The 22221-nt window shown below is 69.5% G+C and carries 19 protein-coding genes; 18 read left to right on the top strand and 1 reads right to left on the bottom strand.

Annotation, left to right across the window (positions count from 1 at the left end; translation table 11 throughout):
• The first annotated feature begins 99 nt into the window (after positions 1–99).
• Genes PKE84_RS05085 through PKE84_RS05070 form a run of 4 tightly spaced genes read left to right on the top strand, consistent with a single transcriptional unit; the run spans position 100 to position 5072 of the window.
• Positions 100–1398: an ABC transporter substrate-binding protein gene (locus PKE84_RS05085; protein ID WP_271176131.1), complete on the top strand. Its 1299-nt coding sequence runs from the start codon at positions 100–102 to the stop codon at positions 1396–1398.
• Between the two features lie 13 nt (positions 1399–1411).
• Entirely contained in the window at positions 1412–2392 is a 981-nt protein-coding gene (locus tag PKE84_RS05080; RefSeq protein WP_271176130.1) for a carbohydrate ABC transporter permease, read from the top strand.
• Positions 2389–3300, top strand: coding sequence for a carbohydrate ABC transporter permease (locus PKE84_RS05075; RefSeq protein ID WP_271176129.1), 912 nt, complete (start codon positions 2389–2391; stop codon positions 3298–3300). The genes PKE84_RS05080 and PKE84_RS05075 overlap by 4 nt, the downstream gene beginning before the upstream one ends.
• 17 nt (positions 3301–3317) lie before the next feature.
• Positions 3318–5072, top strand: a complete 1755-nt coding sequence (locus tag PKE84_RS05070) for an amylo-alpha-1,6-glucosidase (RefSeq protein ID WP_271176128.1) — start codon at positions 3318–3320, stop codon at positions 5070–5072.
• A gap of 349 nt (positions 5073–5421) precedes the next feature.
• On the opposite strand, the gene PKE84_RS05065 is transcribed toward PKE84_RS05070, so the two are convergent.
• Entirely contained in the window at positions 5422–6099 is a 678-nt protein-coding gene (locus PKE84_RS05065) for a GntR family transcriptional regulator (RefSeq protein WP_271176127.1), read from the bottom strand.
• A 176-nt stretch (positions 6100–6275) separates the two neighbouring features.
• On the opposite strand from PKE84_RS05065, the gene PKE84_RS05060 reads away from it, so the two are divergent.
• The 14 genes from PKE84_RS05060 to PKE84_RS04995 all read left to right on the top strand — a co-directional run bounded on the left by PKE84_RS05060 (position 6276) and on the right by PKE84_RS04995 (position 22206).
• The gene (locus PKE84_RS05060; RefSeq protein WP_271176126.1) at positions 6276–8330 is read left to right on the top strand and encodes a beta-galactosidase; all 2055 of its coding nucleotides are present in this window, start codon (positions 6276–6278) and stop codon (positions 8328–8330) included.
• Positions 8331–8385: 55 nt separating this feature from the next.
• Entirely contained in the window at positions 8386–9798 is a 1413-nt protein-coding gene (gene gcvPA, locus PKE84_RS05055; RefSeq protein WP_271176125.1) for an aminomethyl-transferring glycine dehydrogenase subunit GcvPA, read from the top strand.
• A complete protein-coding gene (gcvPB, locus tag PKE84_RS05050; RefSeq protein ID WP_271176124.1) occupies positions 9795–11450 on the top strand; it encodes an aminomethyl-transferring glycine dehydrogenase subunit GcvPB in 1656 nt (551 codons plus the stop codon). Before gcvPA ends, gcvPB begins: the two co-directional genes overlap by 4 nt.
• Positions 11451–12629 carry an ATP-NAD kinase family protein gene (locus PKE84_RS05045; protein ID WP_271176123.1) on the top strand — a complete coding sequence of 393 codons (1179 nt, stop codon included), beginning with the start codon at positions 11451–11453 and terminating at the stop codon, positions 12627–12629.
• Complete coding sequence (locus PKE84_RS05040; protein WP_271176122.1) at positions 12620–13378, top strand: SDR family NAD(P)-dependent oxidoreductase; 759 nt, start codon at positions 12620–12622, stop codon at positions 13376–13378. The genes PKE84_RS05045 and PKE84_RS05040 overlap by 10 nt, the downstream gene beginning before the upstream one ends.
• Positions 13379–13512: 134 nt before the next feature.
• Positions 13513–14307 (top strand): thioesterase family protein, encoded by a 795-nt coding sequence (locus PKE84_RS05035; RefSeq protein ID WP_271176121.1) that lies wholly within the window; start codon positions 13513–13515, stop codon positions 14305–14307.
• A gap of 137 nt (positions 14308–14444) precedes the next feature.
• On the top strand, positions 14445–14813 hold the full coding sequence (locus PKE84_RS05030) for a VOC family protein (RefSeq protein WP_271176120.1): 369 nt from the start codon (positions 14445–14447) through the stop codon (positions 14811–14813).
• 166 nt (positions 14814–14979) lie between these two features.
• On the top strand, positions 14980–16413 hold the full coding sequence (locus tag PKE84_RS05025) for a protein kinase domain-containing protein (protein ID WP_271176119.1): 1434 nt from the start codon (positions 14980–14982) through the stop codon (positions 16411–16413).
• A gap of 124 nt (positions 16414–16537) precedes the next feature.
• Positions 16538–18289 (top strand): MFS transporter, encoded by a 1752-nt coding sequence (locus PKE84_RS05020; protein ID WP_271176118.1) that lies wholly within the window; start codon positions 16538–16540, stop codon positions 18287–18289.
• Positions 18290–18304: 15 nt separating this feature from the next.
• Positions 18305–18775, top strand: a complete 471-nt coding sequence (locus PKE84_RS05015; RefSeq protein WP_271176117.1) for a MarR family winged helix-turn-helix transcriptional regulator — start codon at positions 18305–18307, stop codon at positions 18773–18775.
• 134 nt (positions 18776–18909) lie between these two features.
• Positions 18910–19401, top strand: a complete 492-nt coding sequence (locus PKE84_RS05010) for a hypothetical protein (protein WP_271176116.1) — start codon at positions 18910–18912, stop codon at positions 19399–19401.
• A 135-nt stretch (positions 19402–19536) separates the two neighbouring features.
• The gene (locus PKE84_RS05005; RefSeq protein WP_271176115.1) at positions 19537–20298 is read left to right on the top strand and encodes an SDR family NAD(P)-dependent oxidoreductase; all 762 of its coding nucleotides are present in this window, start codon (positions 19537–19539) and stop codon (positions 20296–20298) included.
• Positions 20299–20620: 322 nt separating this feature from the next.
• Positions 20621–20989, top strand: a complete 369-nt coding sequence (locus PKE84_RS05000) for a YciI family protein (protein ID WP_271176114.1) — start codon at positions 20621–20623, stop codon at positions 20987–20989.
• Complete coding sequence (locus tag PKE84_RS04995) at positions 20986–22206, top strand: RNA polymerase sigma factor (protein ID WP_271176113.1); 1221 nt, start codon at positions 20986–20988, stop codon at positions 22204–22206. The genes PKE84_RS05000 and PKE84_RS04995 overlap by 4 nt, the downstream gene beginning before the upstream one ends.
• The last annotated feature ends 15 nt before the right edge of the window (positions 22207–22221 follow it).

Below are 22221 nucleotides of genomic sequence, written 5' to 3'. Positions count from 1 at the left end.
CATAACGCGTCTGCCTACTGTATACAGAATACAGACCAGGAGCGGCCCCGGCATCGTGGCCCCCGAAATGCAAGAGACACTTCAAGGAATGAGGTAGGCATGTCTCGCGTCGACTCGAAGATGAGAAGGCTGGTGGCCGTGGGGGCGGCTGTCGCGGTTGCGCTCAGCATGGCCGCGTGTTCAGGATCCGGATCGGGGGGTTCGGGCACCAAGACGGTCGTCTGGTCCACCTGGGGCACTCCGGAGGAGATCGCCCGGTACAAGGACTTCGACAACCAGTTCATGAAGGACCACCCGGACATCAAGGTGGTGCTGCAGCCGGTCGCCGACTACGGCGACTACCACACGAAGCTCCTCGCGCAGCTCGTGTCGGGCACGGCTCCGGATGTGTTCTACATCGGCGACGACAAGATCGGCCAGTTCGTGAACTCGAACGCGCTGCTGCCGCTCACCTCGCTGATGAACTCGAGCGCCAGCAAGACCAAGCCCGAGGACTTCGCCCAGGGCCTGTTCGGAGCCACGAAGAAGGGCGACGAGATCTACGCCGCCCCGAACGACTCCAACCCGGATGCCCTCTGGTACGACAAGGCGGCGCTGAAGAAGGCCGGCGTGACCGACGACCCCGCGACGCTCGCCGCCGAGGGCAAGTGGACGACCGAGGCGTACCTCGACATGAACAAGAAGCTGAAGAAGGCGGGCCTGACCGGTTCCATGTTCTGGAACTACTGGTCGACCCACTACAGCTGGATCTCGTCGCAGGGCGGCAAGGCGTTCGACGACTCCGGGAAGTTCGTCGCCAACACCGACCCGACCAGCGTCGCGGCCATGGACGTGCTGGCCAAGAACTTCCAGAACGGCACCTTCGTCGTCGCCGACACCCTTCCGCAGGGCGCGGGCGCCGACAGCATCTTCGTGACGCACAAGGCCGGCTTCTTCATCCAGGGTCGCTACACGATCGGCACCGTCAAGTCGGCCGGGGACCCGCAGGACTACGACGTCGCGCCGTGGCCGACGCCCGACGGCAAGGCCGCCCCGACCGGGACGGCCGTGAGCTACCTCGCCATCAACGCGAAGACAAAGAACAAGGACGCCGCGTTCGAGTTCTGGACCAACTTCCTTTCGGCCGAGGGCCAGACGAAGCGGCTCACCGGGGGCGGCAACGCGGTCCCGTCGATCAAGGGCGCCGACAAGGTCGTTCTCGACGGCTACCCGGAGCACGCGCAGACGCTGCTCGACATGCGCGACATCGGCTTCGAGGACTACGCGACCGAAGCATCCGTCTCCGGCCTGTCGAGCGACATCAGCGACAAGATGCTCGCGCTCTATCAGGGCAAGGCCTCGACGCAGGCGACGCTCGACGAGGTCGCGAAGATGATCCAGGACAAGACGAGCAAGTAGTAGGGATCGACACGTGAGTGCAATCCGAGGTTCAGTGGCCGACGCCCCCGAGCGGGCGGCGATGCCAGGACCGGCGGGCACGGCGCCGGGCGGGCTCCGGGAGGAGTCCGCCTGGCGGCGGCGCGACCGGCGCTGGGGCTACGTCTTCGTGGGGCCGCAGCTGATCGGCATGGCGCTGTTCGTGCTGCTGCCGTTCGCGGCGAGCATCGTGCTCGCCTTCGCGCAGTGGGACGGCCTCAACGCGCTCAGCTGGGTGGGGTTCGACAACTTCCGCACCGAGCTCTCCGACCCGCTCTTCGGGCGGGCCATCATCAACACCCTGCTGATCGCGCTCATCACCGTGCCGGTCGGCCTCGGGCTGGCCGTCATCATCGCGGTCGCCCTCGAGCGGCTCAAGACCAAGACGCTCTACCTGATCCTCTTCTTCGCGCCCGTCGTCACCTCGTCGGTCGCGGTCGCCATGATCTGGCAGCAGCTGTTCCGCAAGGACGGCGTGCTCAGCGGCTTCATCTCGAGCGTCTTCCACGTTCCGCCGCCCGACTGGCTCGGCGACCCGCACCTGGCGCTCATCGCCGTGTGCATCGTGTCGGTGTGGTCGTCGCTCGGCCTCAACGTCATCATCTTCCTGGCCGGGCTGCAGAACATCTCGCCCTCGGTCATCGAGGCGGCGCGCATCGACGGCGCCGGTGCGCTGACGCTGTTCTTCCGGGTGCGGCTGCCGCTGCTCTCGCCGATCATGTTCTTCTCGTCGGTCATCGCGTTCATCAGCTCGCTGCAGACGTTCGACACCGTCTTCATCCTGACCGCGGATGCGGGACCGGACAACGCCACGCGCACGATCGTCTACCACATCTACGATCTCGGCTTCGGCAAGTTCCAGTTCGGACCGGCGAGCGCCGCGTCCGTCATCCTGCTGCTCATCACCCTCGTGATCACGGGCATCCAGTTCACCGCGCAGAAGAAGTTCGTCCACTACGAGGATGGTGCAGCATGACCACCGCCGTCAGAACCGCTCCTCCCGCGGAGACACGCCCTACTGCCCCCGCACCTCGCGCCGCACGGGAGGGCCTCGCGGGCAGCCGTGCACGAAAGACCGCGCTCCATATCGTTCTGGCGCTCGCCGGACTCGCAATGGTCTTCCCGTTCATCTGGATGCTCATCACCTCGTTCAAGACGCTGCCGCAGCTCCTGAACGACCCGCTCAGCTTCCTGCCCCAGCCGTTCACACTGCAGAACTACGTGGACGCCTGGAACGACGCCCCGTTCGCCCAGGCGTACTTCAACAGCATCTACATCGCCGTGCTCGTGGTCATCGGCACGCTGGTCACCGCGGCGATGGCCGGCTACGGCTTCGCGCGCATCCCGTTCCGCGGCAACCGCGTGCTCTTCGTCGTGTTCCTGGCGACGCAGATGATCCCGATCCAGGTCACGCTCATCCCCTTCTACTTCCTGATGGCGAAGCTCGGCTGGGTGGACTCGCACCTGTCGCTGATCATCCCGGCCGCGCTGGCCAACCCGTTCGCGGTCTTCCTGATGCGCCAGTTCGTCCTCTCGCTCCCGAAGGAGCTCGAAGAGGCGGCGCTGGTCGACGGCGCCGGACGCTGGCGCATCTTCTGGAGCATCATCCTCCCGAACCTCCGCCCTGGCCTCGGCGCGTTGGCGATCATCGTCGCGCTCGGCACCTGGAACAACTTCCTGCTGCCGCTCGTGCTGCTGAACAGCCAGGACCTCTTCACCGTGCCGCTTCTGCTGCAGAGCTTCCGCGGGCAATTCGGGTCGATCAACTACGGCCTCATCATGGCGGCGTCGGCGGTGGCGACCATCCCGATGCTGATCGCGTTCGTCATCGGTCAGCGCCGCATCCTGAACAGCATGGCGGCGTCGGGGCTGGGTGGCCGGTGACCGCGGCGGAGCCCGAAGTGCTCAGCGCAGCCGATCGGGCCGCGCGGTTCCTCGACCTCGAGAAGGCGCCGTTCACGCTGCCCGGGTCGCGCATCCTGGTGCAGCGCGCCGACGGCGGGGTGACGATGCGACTGGCCGAGTACGAGCGGCGCCTCGACGACTGCGTCGTCGTGCGGGAGCTGCGGGTCTTTGGGGCGGATGGTCGCCTGGCGGGGCTCGTCGACGTGCGTCCCGAACGCATCGCGTTCGCCGGGGGAGTCTCGCTGACCTTCGACGGTCCGGATGCCCTCAGCATCGGCGGCAACGGACGATGGACGATCGAACTGACGGTGCCGGGCTCCGCGGAGCATCCGGCACTCGAGTCCGGTGCGTGGACGCCGGCGCTCCCCTCGGCGCCCGTCGCCGGGTGGCGGACCTCCGGCGCCGACGACGTGCTGCTGCGCGATGCACCGGATGGCGGCACGGTCGTGCGGCTCTCCCTGGCGGGCGATGACGCGCGCGTGCGGATCGCCCTCGGGACGCCCGGCGCGCCCGCTGCTGCCGCTTCGCACAGCGCCGCGCTCGCCGCGACCACCCGCGTCTGGCACGACTGGTTCGAGCGCACGCCGTCGGTGCGGCCGGATCTCGCCGACCTCACCGCGTTCTGCTGGTGGGTGCTGGGCGCGAACATCGTCACCCTGCCCGGCCGCGGCGACGCGCGCGCCGTCGTGCCGTCGAAGATCGGCTACGTCGGCCTGTGGCAATGGGACGCCTACTTCATCGCAGCGGGGCTGCGCCACGGCGACCCCGAGCTCGCCCGCGAGCAGCTCGCCCTGGCGTTCGGCTTCCCGACGCCCGACGGGCAGCTGCCCGACGTGGTGCATGACGAGGGCGTGCTCGCGTCGAGCGACGACCTGCCGCCGGGTGACAGGGACAACCTGCGTCGTGCGGGCTCGGCGATCGCTGACCCGAGCGCGCCCATCCCGCTCACCAAGCCGCCGCTCGCGGCCTGGGCGCTTCGTGCCCTCGAGGGACTGATCGACGACCCGGCGTGGTTCGACGAGGCCTGGCAGACCGTCGCCCGCAGCCAGGAGTGGTGGTTCGCCCACTCCGACCTCGACGGCGATGGGATGCCGGAGTACGGGCATCCGTATTCGTCGGGCCTCGATGACAGCCCGGTCTTCGACGGCGAACTGCCCGTGGCGTCGCCGGATCTCGCCGGCTACCTGATCCTGCAGGACGACCTGCTCGCCTCCCACGCCCGCTCCGTCGGCGATGCCGCGGCCGCCGAGCGTCACGCGCGCCGGGCCGAGCGCACGCTCGCGCTGCTGGAAGACATGTGGGACGACGACGCCGGGTTCTTCCGGTCGCGCGGCGCCGGCCGCCCGCTGGCTGCCGAGACGGCTGTGAGCCTGCTTCCCCTGCTGACCGGACGCCTGCCCGGTCGCATCGTGTCCAGGATGCTGGAGGCCCTCGACGACCCGGACCGGTTCGCGACACAGTGGGCGGTTCCGACGGTCGCGGCACGGGATGCCGAGTTCTCGGCCGAGCGGATGTGGCGTGGCCCCGTCTGGGTCAACGTCAACGCGCTCATCGCCGAAGGTCTCGCCGTCTCCGGCTACGCCGAGCGTTCGCGTGAGCTTGTGGAGGCGACGCTGGCGCTGGTGCAGCATGCGGGTGGCCCGCACGAGTACTTCAACCCGCTCACGGGCGAGAAGGCACGCACGGCCACGACGTCATTCGGCTGGTCGGCCGCCCTCTACATCGACCTCGCGGTGCGCGCGTCGGGATGACGCCCGGCCCCCGCGATTCGGGGCTCGGGGTGAAGCCCTTCCGTGAGAGTTGTCTGTGCGGCGCTGCGACCGAACCCCGGAATGTGAAAGAGTCGAACGCAGAGCAAGGGACGACCCTCTGGAGACGGACAGTCGTTCTGGCCCCCGATTTGATTGCTACGGCACCCGGGGGCCGCTTCTCTTTAAGCGGTGATTTCAATCACTCGCCCGGCGAACGGCTCCGCGGAGTCGGTGCGCACTCCCGCGTGCGACTGATAGAGGGCGAACGAAACGACATCGGGCAGCGGACCCGTGCTCACAGAGGACCTCGGGGCTCACGCGTAGGACCGGGTCGGGCCGGCCGGCCGCCTCAGCCCAGGCGCTCCCACGAGATGCCGGCGTCGGCGAGCAGGCGGCGCATCCCGTTGGTCCAGTTGGCGTCGAGCGCGGCCTTCGCGGCGGGCAAGTCGCCCGCGACCAGGTGGCGGGCGATGTCGGCGTGCTCCTTCGCACTGCGTTCCACCATGACGTCGTCGGAGACGAGCAGCGACTCGTACCGGTGGATGGCGCGGCGCACGCCGGCGATCTCGTCGAGGAGGCGCTTGTTGGGGCAGGCGCTGAGCATGAGGTTGTGCCACTCGTCGTCGCGGCGGTTGACGAGGGCGTGCTCGGCGACGTCGTCGTTGAACTCGGCGGCGAGGGCGGCGAGCTGCTCGCCCAGGCGGGCGAGTTCGTCGCGGGGGCTCAGGTCGAGCGCCAGGCTCTCGAGGGTGACGATGATCGGGCAGAGCTCCTCGAACTCGCGCGCGCTGAGCGGCACGAAACGGAAGCCCTTGCCGTTCTCGCTCTCGATCTGGCCTTCGCTCTCGAGGGCGATCAGAGCCTCGCGGAGGGGAGTGCGGCTCACGCCGAGCTCGGCGGCGAGCTGCACCTCGTTGATGCTCTCGCCGGGTCGCACGTCGCCGGCGCGCATTCTCGCGATGAGTTCTTCGCGCACCTGCGACCGCAGGTTCTTGCGCTCGATCACTGTGACCTCCTGGACGTTCATGCGTGGCCCCGCGGCCTGCCGGCGTCGCCAGCTTAGGGGTTGACCCTTCACCGGAATCGCTTTAGCGTTACTGTATACAGAATACAGTCGACGATTGACCGATGTAAAGCAACGCGCCGGGTCCGCTCGGCATCACCCGCACCATCCGCTCGACCAGCACCATCGCAAGGAGACCAGTGACGACCACCTCGCCGCGGAGCATCCGCCTCGACGCCCTCGCCTACGGGGCCGACTACAACCCGGACCAGTGGCCGGAGAGCGTCTGGCTCGAGGATGCGCGACTCATGGTCGAGGCCGGCGTCAACATCGTCACTCTTCCTGTCTTCTCGTGGCCGTTGCTCGAGCCGCGACCGGGCGAGTACGACTTCGCCGGGCTCGACCGCGTGATCGACCTCCTCTGGGAGCACGGGATCAGGATCGACCTGGCGACCGCCACGGCCACGCCTCCCGCGTGGCTGGTGCGAGCGAACCCCGAGGTGCTGCCGTGGAACGCCGACGGCGTGCGGCTCGAGTTCGGCTCCCGGCAGTCGTACTGCCCGAGCTCGCCGGTTTTCCGGGAGGCCGCTCTGCGTCTGACCCGGGCGCTCGCAGAACGCTACGGCGAGCATCCGGCGCTCGCGCTGTGGCATGTCTCGAACGAATACGGCGATCACGTCTCGCGCTGCTGGTGCCCGGAGTCGGCGCGGCACTTCCGCCGCTGGCTGCGCGACCGGTACGACTCCATCGACGGACTCAACGAGGCCTGGGGCACGAGCTGCTGGGGCCAGAACTACCTCGACTTCGAGCAGATCGAGCCGCCGCGCACCGCGACCGGTCCGATCAACCCGGCCGAACTCGTCGACTTCGAGCGGTTCTCGTCCGACGCCCTGCTCGAACTCTTCCAGGCCGAGATCGACGTGCTGCGCGAGGTCACCCCCGACATCGCCGTCACCACGAACTTCATGAGTCTGTTCCGCGAGCTGGACTACTGGGACTTCGCCGACGCCGAGGATCTCGTCACCGACGACGCGTACCCCGACCCCGCCGATCCGGATGCCCACATCGGCGCCGCCCTCAACTACGGCCTCATGCGCTCTCTGAAAGACGGACGACCGTGGCTGCTGCTCGAGCAGGCGCCGAGCGCGGTCAGCTGGCGCGACGTGAACGTGCCGAAGGCACCCGGCCAGATGCGGCTCGGCAGCATGCAGGCTCTGGCCCACGGCTCCGACGGCGTCATGTTCTTCCAGTGGCGGCAGGCGCGCTTCGGGCCGGAGAAGTTCCACTCGGCGATGCTCGGCCACCGCGGCGAGCGCAGCCGCAGCTTCCAGGAGACCGCAGCCCTCGGAGCCGAGCTGAAGGCGCTCGCCGCGATCAAGGACACCCGCGTGCGGGCATCCGTCGCCCTCGTCGCCGACTGGGACTCCTGGTGGGGCGTGACCGCGCCGGACTCGCTGCCGTCGCTCCGTCTCGACTGGCTGAAGGAGGCGCGGGCCTGGCACGCGCCGGCGTTCGCGCTCGGCCAGCCGGTCGATGTGGCGCGCGCGGCCGGTCCGTTCGGCGACCACCGAGTGCTGCTGGTCCCCAACCTCTACGCCACCACCCCCGAGCAGGCGGATGCCCTGGCCGGCTTCGTCGCCGCCGGCGGCCAGCTGGTGGTCGGGCCGTTCTCCGGCGTGGTCGACCACCGCGAGCAGGTGCATCCCGGGGGAGCACCCGGCCCGCTGCGCGGCCTGCTCGGGGTCGAGGTCGACGAGTGGTGGCCGCTGGCCGACGGGCAGAACGGCGCGATCGAGCTCGGCGGCGAGCGCCACGGCGTGCGCGTGTGGAGCGAATGGCTCGAGGTCGCCGACGGCACCGACGTGCTCGCGACCTACGCCGACGGCGACCTGGCCGGGCGCGCGGCCATTACTCGACGCGCATCGGGTGCGGGAGCGGCCTGGTACCTGGGCGCCGGCCTCGACGCGGGCGGGATGCGCGCCGTGCTCGCCCAGGTGTTCGCAGCGGCCGGGGTGCACGTGGCCCCCGAGCTCGCCCGCGAAGCCGACACCGCGCTCGAGGTCGTCACGCGCACCGACGGCGTCACCGATTACACCTTCGTTCTCAACCACGGGCGGGATGACCGCACCGCGCCGCCCATCCCCGGCGGCCGCGACCTGCTCACCGGCGCCGACGCCGCCGACGGGCTGCCGCTCGGGCCGTTCGGCGTGGCCGTAGTGCAGCACCCCGCCCCTTCCAGGACGACCGGCGACTGACCCCGCCGCCCCGTCCGACCCCACCGACCCATCCGCTAGCGACCGCGAGGCCACCATGATCCAACCCTTCGTCCACCCGTACGTGCCGAACACCGCACCCGAGTCCCGTCAGGCGATGCTCGACGCGGTCGGGGCGGAGTCCGTCGAGGAGTTCTACGCCGACGTCCCCGCCGACCTACGCCTCGCGCGGCCGCTCGACCTCCCGGAGCCGCTCGTCGCCGAGCAGGATCTGGTGCGTCACGTCGGCGGCCTGCTGCGCCGCAACCGCGCGGTGGAGCCCGGCCGGCTCTTCCTCGGTGCCGGCACCTATCAGCACGCGGTCCCCGCGGTCGTCGACGAGGTCATCAACCGCAGCGAGTTCCTCACCGCCTACGCGGGGGAGCCGTACGAGGACCACGGCCGGTTCCAGGCGCTCTTCCAGTACCAGTCGCTGATGGGCGAACTGCTCAACCAGGACGTCGTCAACGTGCCCACCTACGACGGCTACCAGGCCGCCGCGACGTCGCTGGCGATGGCCGGCCGCATCACCGGCCGCCGCACGGTGCTGCTGGTGAGCGACGCCCACCCCGACAAGCTCTCCAAGGTGCGCGACTTCATCGCGCCGAGCATCGACCTCGTGCTGGTGCCGACGCTCGACGGCGTCGCCGACGTCTCCACGGCGACCGGGATGCTCGACGAGACCGTCGCGGCCATCTGGGTCGAGACCCCCAGCTACACCGGCGCTCTCGAGACGGCTCTCGCCGAGCTCTCCCGGGCCGCGCACGCGGTCGGCGCCATCGTGATCGTCGGCACCGACCCGATCGGGCTGGGAGTGCTCACCCCGCCCGCCGACCTCGGCGCCGACATCGTGCACGGAGACATCCAGTCGCTCGGCCTGCACCCCTGGTTCGGCGGCGCGCACGCCGGCTTCATCGCCGTTCACGACGACCCGCGGTTCGTCATGGAGATGCCGTCGCGCCTGTTCGGTCTCGCCTCCACGGACGTGCCGGGCGAGTACGGGTTCGGCGATGTCGCCTACGACCGCACGTCGTTCGCGCTCCGCGAAGAGGGTAAAGAATGGGTGGGCACCGCAGCAGCTCTCTGGGGCATCGCGGCCGGCGTCTACCTCGCCCTCATGGGGCCGCAGGGGATGGCCGAGCTGGGCGAGACCGTCCTCTCCCGCACCGCGTACGCGGCGCGCGTGCTCACCGCGCTGCCGGGCGTCGTGCTCGCCGACGGCGCGGCGCACTTCCGCGAGTTCGTCCTCGATGTGACGGATGCCCCGCTCACCGCACCCGCACTGGTGGCGGCCGGACGCGCATCCGGATTCGAGCCCGGGCTCGCCCTCGACGACGGGCGCCTGCTGGTGTGCGTCACCGAGCAGAACACCCAGAACGACATCGACGACCTCGCAGCCGTGCTCGGCGCGGCGCTCGCCGAGGCAGCATCCGCACAGCAGCCCGCACAGAACCAGGAGCAGAACGCATGAGCCTCCCCATCGCCCCCAAGCCGGCGCTGCGGCGTTTCCACCAGGCGCGCTGGGACGAGCCGATCGTCTTCGAGCTGCACGCTCCCGGTGAGCGCGGCGTGCTCGTCTCCCGCACGGAAGACGGGGTGCGCGAGGCCGTCGGCGATGTGCTCGGCGCCCTTCCCGCCTCGCTGCGCCGCGCGACCCCGCCTGCGCTGCCGGAGATCGGCCAGATGCGCGTGCTCAAGCACTACCTGCGCCTCAGCCAGGAGAACCTCGGCGCCGACCTCAACGTCGACGTCGGGCAGGGCACCTGCACCATGAAGTACGCGCCCAAGGTCAACGAGGCGATCATCCGCACCCCGGACCTCACCGAACTACACCCGCTGCAAGACCAGGCGAGCGCGCAGGGCGTGCTCGAGATCATCTGGAGGACCGAGCGCATGCTCGCCGAGATCTCCGGCATGAGCCGCGTATCGCTGCAGACCAGCGGGGGTTCGGAGGCGATCTGGGCGAACATCTCGATGATCCGCGCCTACCACGCGTCACGCGGTGAGGCCGAGCAGCGCGACGAGGTGATCACGACGATCTTCTCCCACCCGTCGAACGCGGCGGCCGCGAAGGCGGCGGGCTACAAAGTCATCACCATCCACCCGGATGCGGACGGCTACCCCGATCTGGATGCCCTGCGGGCGGCGCTCTCGCCGCGCACGGCCGCCATCATGGTCACCAACCCCGAGGACACGGGCATCTACAACCCGCGCATCCGGGAATGGGTGGAGCTGGCGCACGAGGTCGGCGCACTCGCGTCGTACGACCAGGCGAACGCCAACGGGATCCTCGGCATCACCCGTGCCCGCGACGCCGGATTCGATGTCTGCCACTTCAACCTGCACAAGACGTTCGGCACACCGCACGGCTGCGGCGGACCCGGCTCGGGCGCGAACGCGGTCTCCGAGGCGCTGGCGCCATTCCTGCCCGGACCCGTCGTCGAACGTGTCGGCGACCGCTACGTGCTGGATGGGGACCGGCCGCAGTCCATCGGCTCCGTTGCACCGTTCTACGGGGTCATCCCGAACATCGTGCGCACCTACGCCTGGATCGCCGCGCTCGGAGCGGACGGACTGCGCGCCGTCGCCGAGACCGCCGTGCTGAACAACAACTATCTGATGAAGCGCATCCTCGAGATCCCGGGGGCGAGCGCGCCCTACGCGACCGGGCGACGCCGCATCGAACAGGTGCGCTACTCCTGGCAGGAGCTCTACGAGGAGACCGGCATCAGCTCCGAGGAGATCGGCGTGCGCGCCTCCGACTTCGGGATGCACTACTGGACGAGCCACCACCCGTACATCGTTCCTCAGCCGTTCACGCTCGAACCGACCGAGTCGTACTCGATGGCCGAGCTCGACGAGTACGCGGCGGTGCTGGCCGAGGTCGCCCGCGAGGCCCGCGAAACGCCGGAGGTCGTGCGCACGGCGCCGCACAACCAGACCGTGCACCACACGCACCACGACGACCTGGACGACCCCGAGCGCTGGGCGGTGACCTGGCGTGCGTACCAGCGCAAGTACTTCGGCGCCGGGGCCGCCGGCGCGGAGGGCGTGGGTGCGGCCGCCACCGGTTCGGCCGGTTCGACTGGTTCGGCCGGTTCGGCCGAGGAGGCAGCGGCCTAGATGTCCACCGTCCGTCAGCTGCACCCGGCGATCGGGGTGGTCGTGAACCCCGTCGCCGGTGTCGGCGGGCCCGTCGGGCTCGTCGGCAGCGACGGCGAGGCCGTGCAGCGCGAGGCGTATGCGCGGGGAGCCCACGCGAGGGCGACCGACCGTGCGGCCGTGGCCCTTGCGGCGCTCGCAGCCGTGCATCCGAAGCTCGAGGTGCTGACCGCGGCCGGCGCGATGGGCGAGGACGTGGTGCGTGCATCCGGACTGCGGGCCCGCGTGGTCTACGCACCGGCCGCGCCGGGAGCGACCACCGGCGACGACACGATGCGCGCCGTCGCGGCATTCGCGGCCGAGGGCGCCCGTCTGGTGCTCTTCGCCGGTGGCGACGGCACCGCGCGGGATGCCGCGAGCGGCCTGAGTCACGACGTCGCCCTGCTCGGGATTCCCGCCGGAGTGAAGATGTACTCCGGCTGCTTCGCGGTGGCGCCGGTCGCGGCCGGAGCGCTGGCGGCCGAGTGGCAGACCACCGGAGGGCTGCCGACGCGCGAGGGCGAGATCCTCGACCTCGACGAGACGCTCCTGCGCGCCGGGCGCCCGGACCCGCGGCTGTTCGCGCTCGTGCAGGTGCCTGCGTCGTCCGGCCGCACCCAGGCGCGCAAGGCGCCGACGCCGACGAGCGAGGCGGCCGCCGTGCGCTCCGCTGCGGCGGGAGCGGTCGCCTCCATGCAGCCCGGCGTGCGCTACCTGCTCGGACCGGGCGGCACGCTCGCCGCCGTGTCGCGGGAGTTGGGCATCCCGGGCACGCCGCTGGGGGTGGATGTCGTGCAGGACGGGCGGCTCGTGGCCCGCGACCTCTCCGAGGCCCAGGCGCTCGACGCCGTCGCCGGATATCCGGCCAAAGCCGTGGTCACGGTGATCGGCGGCCAGGGATTCCTGCTCGGCCGCGGCAACCAGCAGCTCTCGTCCGACGTCGTCGCGGCTCTCGGCCCGGACCCCCTGCTCGTCGTGGCGACCGAGCAGAAACTCATCGATCTCGCCGGACGGCCGCTGCTGGTCGACACCGGTGACCCCGCCATCGACGCCCGCCTCGCCGGCCACCTCCGGGTGATCACCGGCTCGGCGTCGTCGAGCATCTACCCTGTCAGTGCCGCCAGTGCGGCCACCACCGAAGGAGCGCATCCATGCGTCTAGCCGACAAGTCCGCCATCGTCACCGGAGGAGCGGGAGGCATCGGTCGCGCCACCTCCCTCGCCTTTGCCGCAGAGGGGGCCCGCGTCGCCGTCGTCGACGTGGCGCCCGGTGCCGCAGAAGGGGTCGCCGACGAGATCCGTGCGGCGGGCGGCACCGCGATCGCCCTCACCGCTGACGTGTCGAACGAGGCGGACATCGAGCGCGTCGTCGCCGACACGGTCGCCGCGTTCGGCGGGGTCGACGTGGTCTTCAACAACGCCGGCATCATCCGCCGCACGACGGCGGTAGAGACCACGGCCGAGGAGTGGGACCGCGTCTTCGGGGTGAACGTGAAGGGCATCTTCCTGATGTGCAAGCACGTCGTCCCCGTCATGGCGGCGAACGGCGGCGGCTCCATCGTGAACACCGGATCCGGCTGGGGTCTGAAAGGCGGAGGGCAGGCGATCTCGTACTGCGCGTCGAAGGGTGCCGTCGTGAACATGACGCGTGCGCTCGCCATCGATCACGGACCCCAGGGCATCCGGGTCAACTCGGTGAACCCGGGCGACGTGAACACCGGGATGCTCCGCGACGAGGCGCGTCAGCTCGGGCAGGAGGCCGGATCGTTCCTCGCGGAAGCCGCCGACCGCCCGCTGCAGCGCATGGGCGAGCCCGGCGAGATCGCGGCCGCTGTCGTCTGGCTCGCCAGCGACGAGTCGTCCTACGTCACGGGCTCCGCCCTCGTCGTCGACGGCGGCGGCATCGCCTGAGTGCTTCTCGTTGAGGGGCGGCAAATGCGCCTAAACACGCCGGTGGAACCTGCGTTTGCCACCCCTCAACGAAAGGACCTGCCGGCGTATCCGGATGCACGGACGTGTCGCGTAGGTTCGATGCAGGAGGACTCATGACGATCACCCATCCGGGCGCCTACTTCGAGCGCGTCGGCCCCGCACGCTTCCATCCCACGCCCCACGCCGGAGGAGCGTGGGGAGACGCGGAGATCCACTTCAGCCCGCTGGGCGGTCTCATCGTGCACGCCATCGAGCAGTACGTCGCCGAGCATCACGGCGACGGTCTGCAGCTCAGCAGGATCAGCTTCGACATCCTCGGCTTCCTCGCCGCGGAAGAGTGCGAGATCTCGGTCGAGACCATCCGGCCCGGGCGCACGATCCGGCTCATCGAGGCCACCGCGGTGATCGCGGGTCGAGTGGCCGTGCGGGCGCGGGCCTGGTACCTCGCGGCGTTCGACACCGCGAGCGTCGCCGGTGGCTCCGACGACCGGCTCCCATCTCCAGATGGTCTGCCGTCCGTGCCGCTGACGTCCGTGTGGCCGGGTGGCTACGTCGCATCGGTGGACGTGCGGGCGGCCGGCCCTGCGCATCCGGGTCGTGGAAAGGTCTGGCTCTCGTCGGAGACCGCCCTCGTCGCCGGTGATGACGTCGGCGCCCTCGCGTCGTGGCTCATGCTGATCGACACGGCGAACGGCGTCGCGGTGCGGCGGCCACCGCAGGAGTGGATGTTCCCCAACGTCGATCTCACGATCCACCTGCACCGGCAGCCCGAGGGTCGCTGGGTGGGAATGGACACCACCGTCACGTTCGGCCCGACCGGCCAGGGCGTGACCGCCACCGTGCTGCACGACCTGAGCGGACCGGTCGGCTACGCCCAGCAATCCCTCACGCTCCGCCCCCTCCCCTGAGGTTCCTCTCGTTGAAGGGCGGCGAACGCACCTAAAACCGCCGTTTTGGGTGCGTTCGCCGCCGCTCAACGAAAACAGTCCCCGACGAAAAGGTGCGGCACTGGCGCGTGTCGGGGGTAGGGCCTATCGTGCAGGCCATGATCGGAACCTTCGAGTCAATCATCATCGACTGCCCGGACCCTCGCGCTCTCGCCCGCTTCTATTCGCAGCTCCTCGGCCTGGAGATCGTCGGTTACGACGAGGACTGGGCCGAGATCGTGGCGGAGGGCGGGAGGCGACCCCTCGTCGCCTTCCAGCAGGTCGCCGAATACAACCCGCCCCAGTGGCCGAGCCAGAGCGTGCCGCAGCAGATGCACATCGACGTCAGGATCGACACCGACTTCGACACGGCTGAGGCCGCGGTGCTGGCGCTCGGCGCGACGAGTGCGGGGTCGGAGCATCCGACGTTCCGTGTCTACCGCGACCCGGCCGGGCATCCGTTCTGCCTGATCAAGCCCAACGACTGACGTCGCCGCTCTCACCGCCGACGCATGCGCGGGACGATTCCCTGCGTACACGGATGGCGAGCGGTGGTCTGCCTATGCACCATGCAGATCTCCCGGTCAACCCCCGATTCTGAGCTTGGAGATTGCGCCTGAATCGGCGACACTGACGGGAGAGAGATAGGTGACTATGGCTGCCGCCGCTGACGACGATGTCGTCTCCCAGGTATTCGCAGAGCGATACCGGTTCGATTCGGTCGTCGGGCGTGGCGGAATGGCGACCGTCTACCGCGCGTACGACGAGACGCTGGGGCGCCCGGTGGCGGTCAAGCTCTATCACGCGGCCGTCGGAGACTCCGGTCACCAGGAGGGCGAGCTCCAGGTCCTCGCCGGTCTCGACCATCACGGTCTGGTCCCGATGATCGACGCCGGGGTGGCTCGCGACGCGGGAGGCCGGACCCGGCGCTTCATCGTCATGCCTTTCGTGCATGGCAGCAATCTGCAGACCCGTCTCTTCGAAGCGCCTATCTCGGGTCGGCACATCGCGGAGATCGGCTACGACATGGCCGAGGTGCTGGATTACGTGCACGCACGCCGCGTCATCCACAGGGACATCAAGCCCTCGAACATCCTGCTCGTCGACTACGGCAACGGCTCGTCACGTGCGCGTGCGAAGCTGACCGACTTCGGCATCGCCCTGTTCGACGACATCGAACGGATGACGGCCGAGGGTCAGACCACCGGAACGGCCGCCTACCTGAGCCCCGAGCAGGCGAGCGGCGCCCCGGTCACGGCCGCCACCGACATCTACTCGCTCGGGCTCGTGCTCCTCGAATGCTTCACGCTGAAGAAGGAGTTCCCGGGAGGGATGGTGGAATCCGCCGTCGCGCGCCTGTCCCGCGACCCGCACATCCCCGACGAGCTGCCGACCCGCTGGCGCGAGCTCCTCACCGCGATGACGAGCCGCGACCCGGCAGCTCGGCCGGAGGCACGCGAGCTCGTCTCGGCGCTGAAGCAGATCGTCATCGCCGAGAGCGGTCGGCACAAGGAGGCGGAGACCCTCTTCCCGGTCGGAGGCAGGCCGGCGCTCGAGGTTCCCGCGCCGGACGCTCTCGACACCCTCCCGACCGAGGCCCTCTACCGCGCGACGGCCATGGCGGCCCGGATGCTCTCAGCGCCGATTTCGATCGTCAGCGTCGTCGACCACGACCGCACCTGGTTCACGTCGCACTATGGAGCCGACGTCGCGCGCATCGCCCGCGAGGTCGACCTGTCCAAAGCGACGGTGCCCCAGGAGGAGCCCGTGATCGTCGAAGATGCGCGCAACGATCCTCGGGCCCAGGGGAGCCCATTGGTCGAGGGTCCGCTCGCGGTGCGCTTCTACGTGGGGGTGCCCCTGAAACGCGAGGACGGACAGACCATCGGCACCCTGTCGGTGCTGGATTTCGAGCCGGGAACGGCTTCGCCGTCCGACATCGCGAATCTGGAGGACCTCGCTGCGATCATCGTCGCCCAGCTCGAGCTCCGCCGCGAAGGCATGCGCAAGGCGGGAGACAGCAGCGGGAACATCCCGACTCCCGTGCCGGCGGCACTCGTGTTGCGGGAGACCCCGCTGAACGCCTGACCCTGGCTGACGACCGCGCTCGTCAGGCTCGTCTGGCCGCTTTTCGGAATCTCGCAGCCGTTATATAGTTAATGCATATAAAGCAACTATCACTACCGACGTGAATTCAGAAGGACGCACTCCCTTGGCCCGCACCCGCTCCGGCATGTTCGACAAAGACCACCCGCACTACAAATGGGTGGCGCTCAGCAACACCACCCTCGGAATGCTCATGGCGACGATCAACTCGTCGATCGTGATCATCTCCCTGCCCGCCATCTTCACGGGCATCAAGCTGAACCCGCTGGAGCCGGGCAACGTCAGCTACCTGCTCTGGATGCTCATGGGCTACATGCTCGTGACCGCCGTACTCGTCGTGATGTTCGGCCGGATGGGCGACCAGTACGGCCGCGTCAAGATCTACAACCTCGGATTCGTCGTCTTCACCATCGCCGCCATCGCGCTCTGCCTCGACCCGTTCACCGGCGGCCCGGCCGCCATGTGGCTGATCGCCTGGCGCTTCGTGCAGGGCATCGGCGGCGCCATGCTCTTCGCCAACTCGACCGCCATCCTCACCGACGCGTTCCCCGCCAACAAGCGCGGCTTCGCCCTCGGTCTCAACCAGGTCGCGGCCATCGCCGGCAGCTTCATCGGTCTGATCATCGGCGGCGTCCTCGCCGAGATCGACTGGCGCGCGGTGTTCTTCGTGTCCGTGCCGTTCGGCATCATCGGAACGATTTGGTCGTACAAGTCGCTGCACGAGGTGGGCCAGAAGAACCCCGGACGCATCGACTGGCTGGGCAACGCGACGTTCGCCGTCGGCCTCATCGCCCTCCTCACCGGGATAACGTACGGCATCCAGCCCTATGGCGGCAGTTCGCAGGGCTGGGGCAACCCGTGGGTGCTCGGCGCGATCATCGGCGGCATCCTCCTGCTCGTCGCGTTCGTGTTCATCGAACTGCGGGTGAAGTCTCCGATGTTCGATATGCACTTGTTCCGCATCCGGTCATTCTCGTCGGGGATCTTCGCCGGCTTCCTGGCGGCCATCGGACGTGGTGGTCTGCAGTTCATGCTGATCATCTGGTTGCAGGGGATCTGGCTGCCGCTGCACGGCTACAGCTACGAGCAGACGCCGCTCTGGGCCGGCATCTACATGCTCCCGATCACGATCGGCTTCCTCATCGCTGGCCCGATCTCGGGCGCGCTCTCCGACCGCTTCGGCTCGCGGGGGTTCGCGACCACCGGCCTTCTGCTGGTCGCCGCGACATTCATCGGGCTGCTGTTCATCCCGGTGAACTTCGAGTACTGGCAGTTCGCCCTGCTCACCGGGCTCAACGGAATCGGCTCCGGCCTCTTCTCCTCGCCGAACCGCACGTCGATCATGAACAGCGTGCCGGCCAACGAACGCGGGTCGGCATCCGGGATGGCGGGTGTCGCCCTGAACGCCGGAAGCTCGCTCTCGATCGGCATCTTCTTCTCGCTGATGATCGCCGGTCTATCGGTCGCCCTCCCGTCGGCGTTGACCAACGGCCTGTCCGCGCACGGGGTGCCCGCCAGTGTGGCCGCCGGCATCGGCAACACCCCGCCGGTCGGCAGCCTGTTCGCGGCGTTCCTCGGTTACAACCCGATCCAGAGCCTGCTCGAACCCACGGGCGTGCTCGCGAACCTCAGCCACGTCAACGCGGCGACCCTCACCGGCAAGGAGTTCTTCCCCCAGCTGATCTCCGGTCCCTTCCACGACGGACTCGTCGTCGTCTTCACCGCTGCCGCCATCATGTCGATCATCGGCGCTATCGCCTCATTCGCAGGCGGAGGCAAGTATGTTCATGAGGAGAAGGTCGCCGAGCAGGCGATCGCGGAATCGGAAGGCGAGGAAGTCGGTGCGGCTCGCGCGTAGCTCTCAGGAACGTCAATGGTGACGGGCGACGGGCGCCAGGCCCCGACCGGTCCGACCCTCTCGGAGGATGACGACCTCGCCGGGCGTCTGGCCCTCGCCGTCGGCCGGTTCAATCGCCGGCTGCGTTCGTCGACCGGCGACCTGAGCCACGGCCAGTTGTCGGCGCTTTCGACGATCGTGCGCCGGGGACCGCTGCGGCCCAGCGAGATCTCCGCGATCGAGGTCGTCGCGGCCCCGACCACCACGCGTGTCGTCTCCGACCTCGAGGCCCGCGGCCTGGTGAAGCGCGAGCAAGATCCGGATGACGGCCGTTCGTTCTTCGTCTCCGGAACCGAGGCCGGCATCGAACTGCTGCTGCGCGCCCGTTCGGATCGCGCCCGCGCGGTGCACGCCATCCTGGACGAGCTCACGCCCGAGCAGGCCGAGCTGCTGCGCCAGGCGCTGCCCGCGCTCGAGGCTGCCGCGCTGCTCAACGCCGACGCCTGACGCGCTGCGCGCCGTTGCGTCGCGGCGACTTGCGTCGAATGTGCGGTCGAGCGACCGCGCCGACGGCGTTTCGCCGCAACTCGATCCGCCGGGCGCGATTGACGCCGGATGCCCGCATCTGGCAGGTTGAGGGCATGCCACTGGGGGACGGGGGAACGCCGACGACGGCGATGCGCTCGAGGATGCCCGCCGTCGATCTCCGACGAAGCGCGCTGTTCTGGGTCGCGATCGCGTGCGCTGTGATGTACGCCGTGCTGAGCACCGGGAGCATCGGACAGGTCTTCGGGGGCTACGACGGCGACGGGGGTTACGTCGACGACACGGGAGCTCCGACGACAAGCGTTCCGCTCGCTGTCAACCTCGTCTTCCACCCGCACTGGTGGGTCTTCGCGCTCATCGTGCTCGTCGCACTGGCGGGCATCCGCGTCGGTCGCCTCCGGAGCGAACGCGGCACCAACCCGCTTGGTCGCACGGCCCCATTCGCGATCGCGATCGTGGCGCTGACGGTGCTTGCGATCGTGGTCACCGGACCGGTCTTCTTCCTCGGAACGGACTCGACGGAGCTCGCGAGCATCCACCTGCCGTGGTGGGTGGGAGCCGACGTGACGATCTCTCGTCAGCCCTGACCCGGCCGCGCAACCACGGATCGGCGGTCCCCGGATGACTGCGGCCTGAATGCCGTCGGCCATCCGGCGCACGCTGGAAGCAGACGGACGGTTCCGCGTCGCGCACAGCGACAGCCGCCCGCAGGGAAGGACCCCATGACTGCGCGCATCGCACTCATCACCGGCGGCAACCGAGGCCTCGGCCGCGCGACCGCCCTCGCCGTCGCCGAGAACGGCATCGACGTCATCATCACCTACCGCTCGCACGCAGACGAGGCGGCCGCCGTCGTCGACGAGGTCCGCGCGCTCGGTCGCACGGCCGTCGCACTGCAGCTCGACACCTCCCGCATCGTCGAGTTCGGCCCGTTCTCCACGCAGCTGAGGGAGGTGCTGGCCGCCACCTGGCAGCGCGACACCTTCGACTACCTCGTGAACAACGCCGGCAGCGCGGCGCTCACCCCGCTCGGCCAGACCGACGAGGCCGCCTTCGACCAGATGGTCGACGTGCACTTCAAGGGCGTCTATTTCCTCACCCAGGAGCTCGAGCCGCTCCTCGCCGACAACGGCCGTGTCATCCTGACCTCGACCGGTCTGGCCCGCTTCGTCGGCATCGGCCCGTACAGCATCTACGCGTCGGTCAAGGGCGCGGTGGAGGTGCTGACCCGCTACCTCGCCAAGCAGCTCGGGGCGCGCGGCATCACGGTGAACGCGGTCGCACCCGGACCTGTGGCGACGGACTTCGGCGGCGGCCGCGTGCGCGACGACGCCGAGATGCGCACCGCGATGGGAAGCCAGACCGCGCTCGGTCGCGTCGGGGAGGCCGAGGACATCGGCCCGGTGACGGCGGCGCTGCTCGGCGACGGGATGAGCTGGGTCACCGGCCAGCGCATCGAGGCCTCGGGCGGCACGCTGCTCTAGGGGCGTTCTCCCTCGCCGACCGCATCGCGAGGCGGCTCGACCGGCGCCGCATGCCGCGGCCCCTTCGGGCGCTTCAGGGATGAAACGGTCGCTGAATCGGAAGCGGCCGGCAGGCCGCGTCTGCGGGTCGTGGTCGGTTCCCTTGGTCCGGCGTGAGATCACGGCCCAACTCTCGGTGGCGGATGCGCTCGCCGCCTTCTGTTCCGTCGGTCTTCGCCACATCGGGGACGGCAAAACGTAGAGTGTCGAGAATCGGCGCTCGGCTCCGACCTCTTGGCGACCGCGGCGCTACAGCAGCGGACTCTCATCGAAAGGAACAACCGTGAAGTACGTGATCCTCATGCAGGTCGACCCGGATGTGCTGGCCGCGCTGACCGACGAGCAGAACGCCGCGATCGGAGAAGGCCACCAGAAGTTCATGGCGGCGATCACCGAGTCGGGCGAGTTTCTCAGCACCAACGCGCTCGGCGACCCGAGCCAGTCGACCGTCGTGCGCAGCAACGGCGGAACCCCCGAGGTCGTCGACGGCCCCTTCGCCGAATCCAAGGAGTTCATGGGCGGCTACTACCTGGTCGACGTCGAGTCCAAGGAGCGCGCGATCGAGCTGGCCGCACAGATCCCGGATGCCCGCATCGACGGCCTCGCCCTGGAGATCCGGCCCGTCATGTTCTCGGCCGGGGCGGACATGTGACAGACGAACGGCTCGAGGACCTGCTGCGCTCGCTCGCGCCGCAGGTCCTCGCGGCGTTGCTCCGGCGGTACGGGGCGAACCAGTTCGACATCTGCGAAGACGCCGTGCAGGAGGCTCTGATCGCGGCGGTTCAGCAATGGCCGGCCTCGGGGCGTCCCGTCGATCCGCGCGCCTGGCTGGTCACCGCGGCCCGACGCCGCCTCATCGACCAGATCCGTAGCGAGAGCAGCCGGCGCGAGCGTGAGCGCACCCAGGCGCTGCTGAACGAACCCCTCGCCGATCCTCCGCTGACGGATGCCGACGACAGCGTGCAGCTTCTGCAGCTCTGCTGCCATCCCGCACTGACCACGTCGGCCCAGATCACACTGACCCTGCGGGCCGTTGCCGGGCTGACGACGGCGCAGATCGCACACGCCTACCTGCTGCCCGAGCCCACCGTCGCCCAGAGGATCAGTCGCGCGAAGGCGCGCATCCGGCAGGAGGGGGCGGTGTTCCCGGCGCCGGTCGGCGCGGACGATCGTCTCGAGGCGGTGCTCGCCGTCGTCTATGTGATGTTCTCGGAGGGTCACACCGTCTCCACCGGAGACACGATCAACGACGTCGACCTCACCGACGAGGCGATCCGCCTCGCCCGCATGCTCGTCGCCGCGCTGCCCGCGAGCGGCGAAGCGGCCGGTCTGTTCGCCCTGCTGCTCCTGACCGACGCGCGGCGACCCGCGCGCACGACGGGGACCGGTCGGCTCGTCCCTCTCGATGAGCAGGACAGGTCGCTCTGGAACCGGGAGTTGATCGACGAGGGTGTCGCGATCCTCGAGCGATCGCTCCCCGGCCGCCCGGCCGGGCCCTACGCGCTCCAGGCCGCGATCGCAGCCGTGCACGATGAGGCGCCGAGCTCGGAAGCGACGGACTGGCCGCAGATCCTGGTGCTGTACCGCCTGCTGGAGCGGCAGACCATCAACCCCGTGGTCACGCTCAACGCGGCCGTCGCCGAGGCGATGGTGCTCGGGCCGGCGGCCGGGCTCGCCGCGATCGACCGGCTCGTGCGCAGCGGCCGCCCCGTGGATTCTCAGCGCGTCTCTTCTGTTCGCGCGCACCTGCTGGAGCGCGACGGAAGGTTGCCGGAGGCGATCGACGAGTTCCGCACGGCCGCCCGCGGGACGCGCTCGACGCCGGAGCGCGATTACCTCAACGCCCGCGCGAGGCGGCTGGGAGGGTAGCGCGGCGCACCCCAG

Origin of the sequence: Leifsonia poae, from assembly GCF_027921845.1 — a bacterium.
Classification (GTDB): Bacteria; Actinomycetota; Actinomycetes; order Actinomycetales; family Microbacteriaceae; genus Leifsonia; species Leifsonia poae.
Note: the sequence above shows the minus strand (reverse complement) of the source record. Positions and strands in the feature narration are given on the sequence as shown.

Bases quoted from the DNA above. Each gene is read 5' to 3' on its own strand.
- PKE84_RS05040 (WP_271176122.1), top strand. From the start codon at position 12,620: ATGCGTCTAGCCGACAAGTCCGCCATCGTCACCGGAGGAGCGGGAGGC.
- gcvPA (WP_271176125.1), top strand. From the start codon at position 8,386: ATGATCCAACCCTTCGTCCACCCGTACGTGCCGAACACCGCACCCGAG.
- PKE84_RS05005 (WP_271176115.1), top strand. From the start codon at position 19,537: ATGACTGCGCGCATCGCACTCATCACCGGCGGCAACCGAGGCCTCGGC.
- PKE84_RS05045 (WP_271176123.1), top strand. From the start codon at position 11,451: ATGTCCACCGTCCGTCAGCTGCACCCGGCGATCGGGGTGGTCGTGAAC.
- PKE84_RS05065 (WP_271176127.1), bottom strand. From the start codon at position 6,099: ATGAACGTCCAGGAGGTCACAGTGATCGAGCGCAAGAACCTGCGGTCG.
- gcvPB (WP_271176124.1), top strand. From the start codon at position 9,795: ATGAGCCTCCCCATCGCCCCCAAGCCGGCGCTGCGGCGTTTCCACCAG.
- PKE84_RS05025 (WP_271176119.1), top strand. From the start codon at position 14,980: ATGGCTGCCGCCGCTGACGACGATGTCGTCTCCCAGGTATTCGCAGAG.
- PKE84_RS05015 (WP_271176117.1), top strand. From the start codon at position 18,305: ATGGTGACGGGCGACGGGCGCCAGGCCCCGACCGGTCCGACCCTCTCG.
- PKE84_RS05035 (WP_271176121.1), top strand. From the start codon at position 13,513: ATGACGATCACCCATCCGGGCGCCTACTTCGAGCGCGTCGGCCCCGCA.
- PKE84_RS05075 (WP_271176129.1), top strand. From the start codon at position 2,389: ATGACCACCGCCGTCAGAACCGCTCCTCCCGCGGAGACACGCCCTACT.
- PKE84_RS05010 (WP_271176116.1), top strand. From the start codon at position 18,910: ATGCCACTGGGGGACGGGGGAACGCCGACGACGGCGATGCGCTCGAGG.
- PKE84_RS05030 (WP_271176120.1), top strand. From the start codon at position 14,445: ATGATCGGAACCTTCGAGTCAATCATCATCGACTGCCCGGACCCTCGC.
- PKE84_RS05085 (WP_271176131.1), top strand. From the start codon at position 100: ATGTCTCGCGTCGACTCGAAGATGAGAAGGCTGGTGGCCGTGGGGGCG.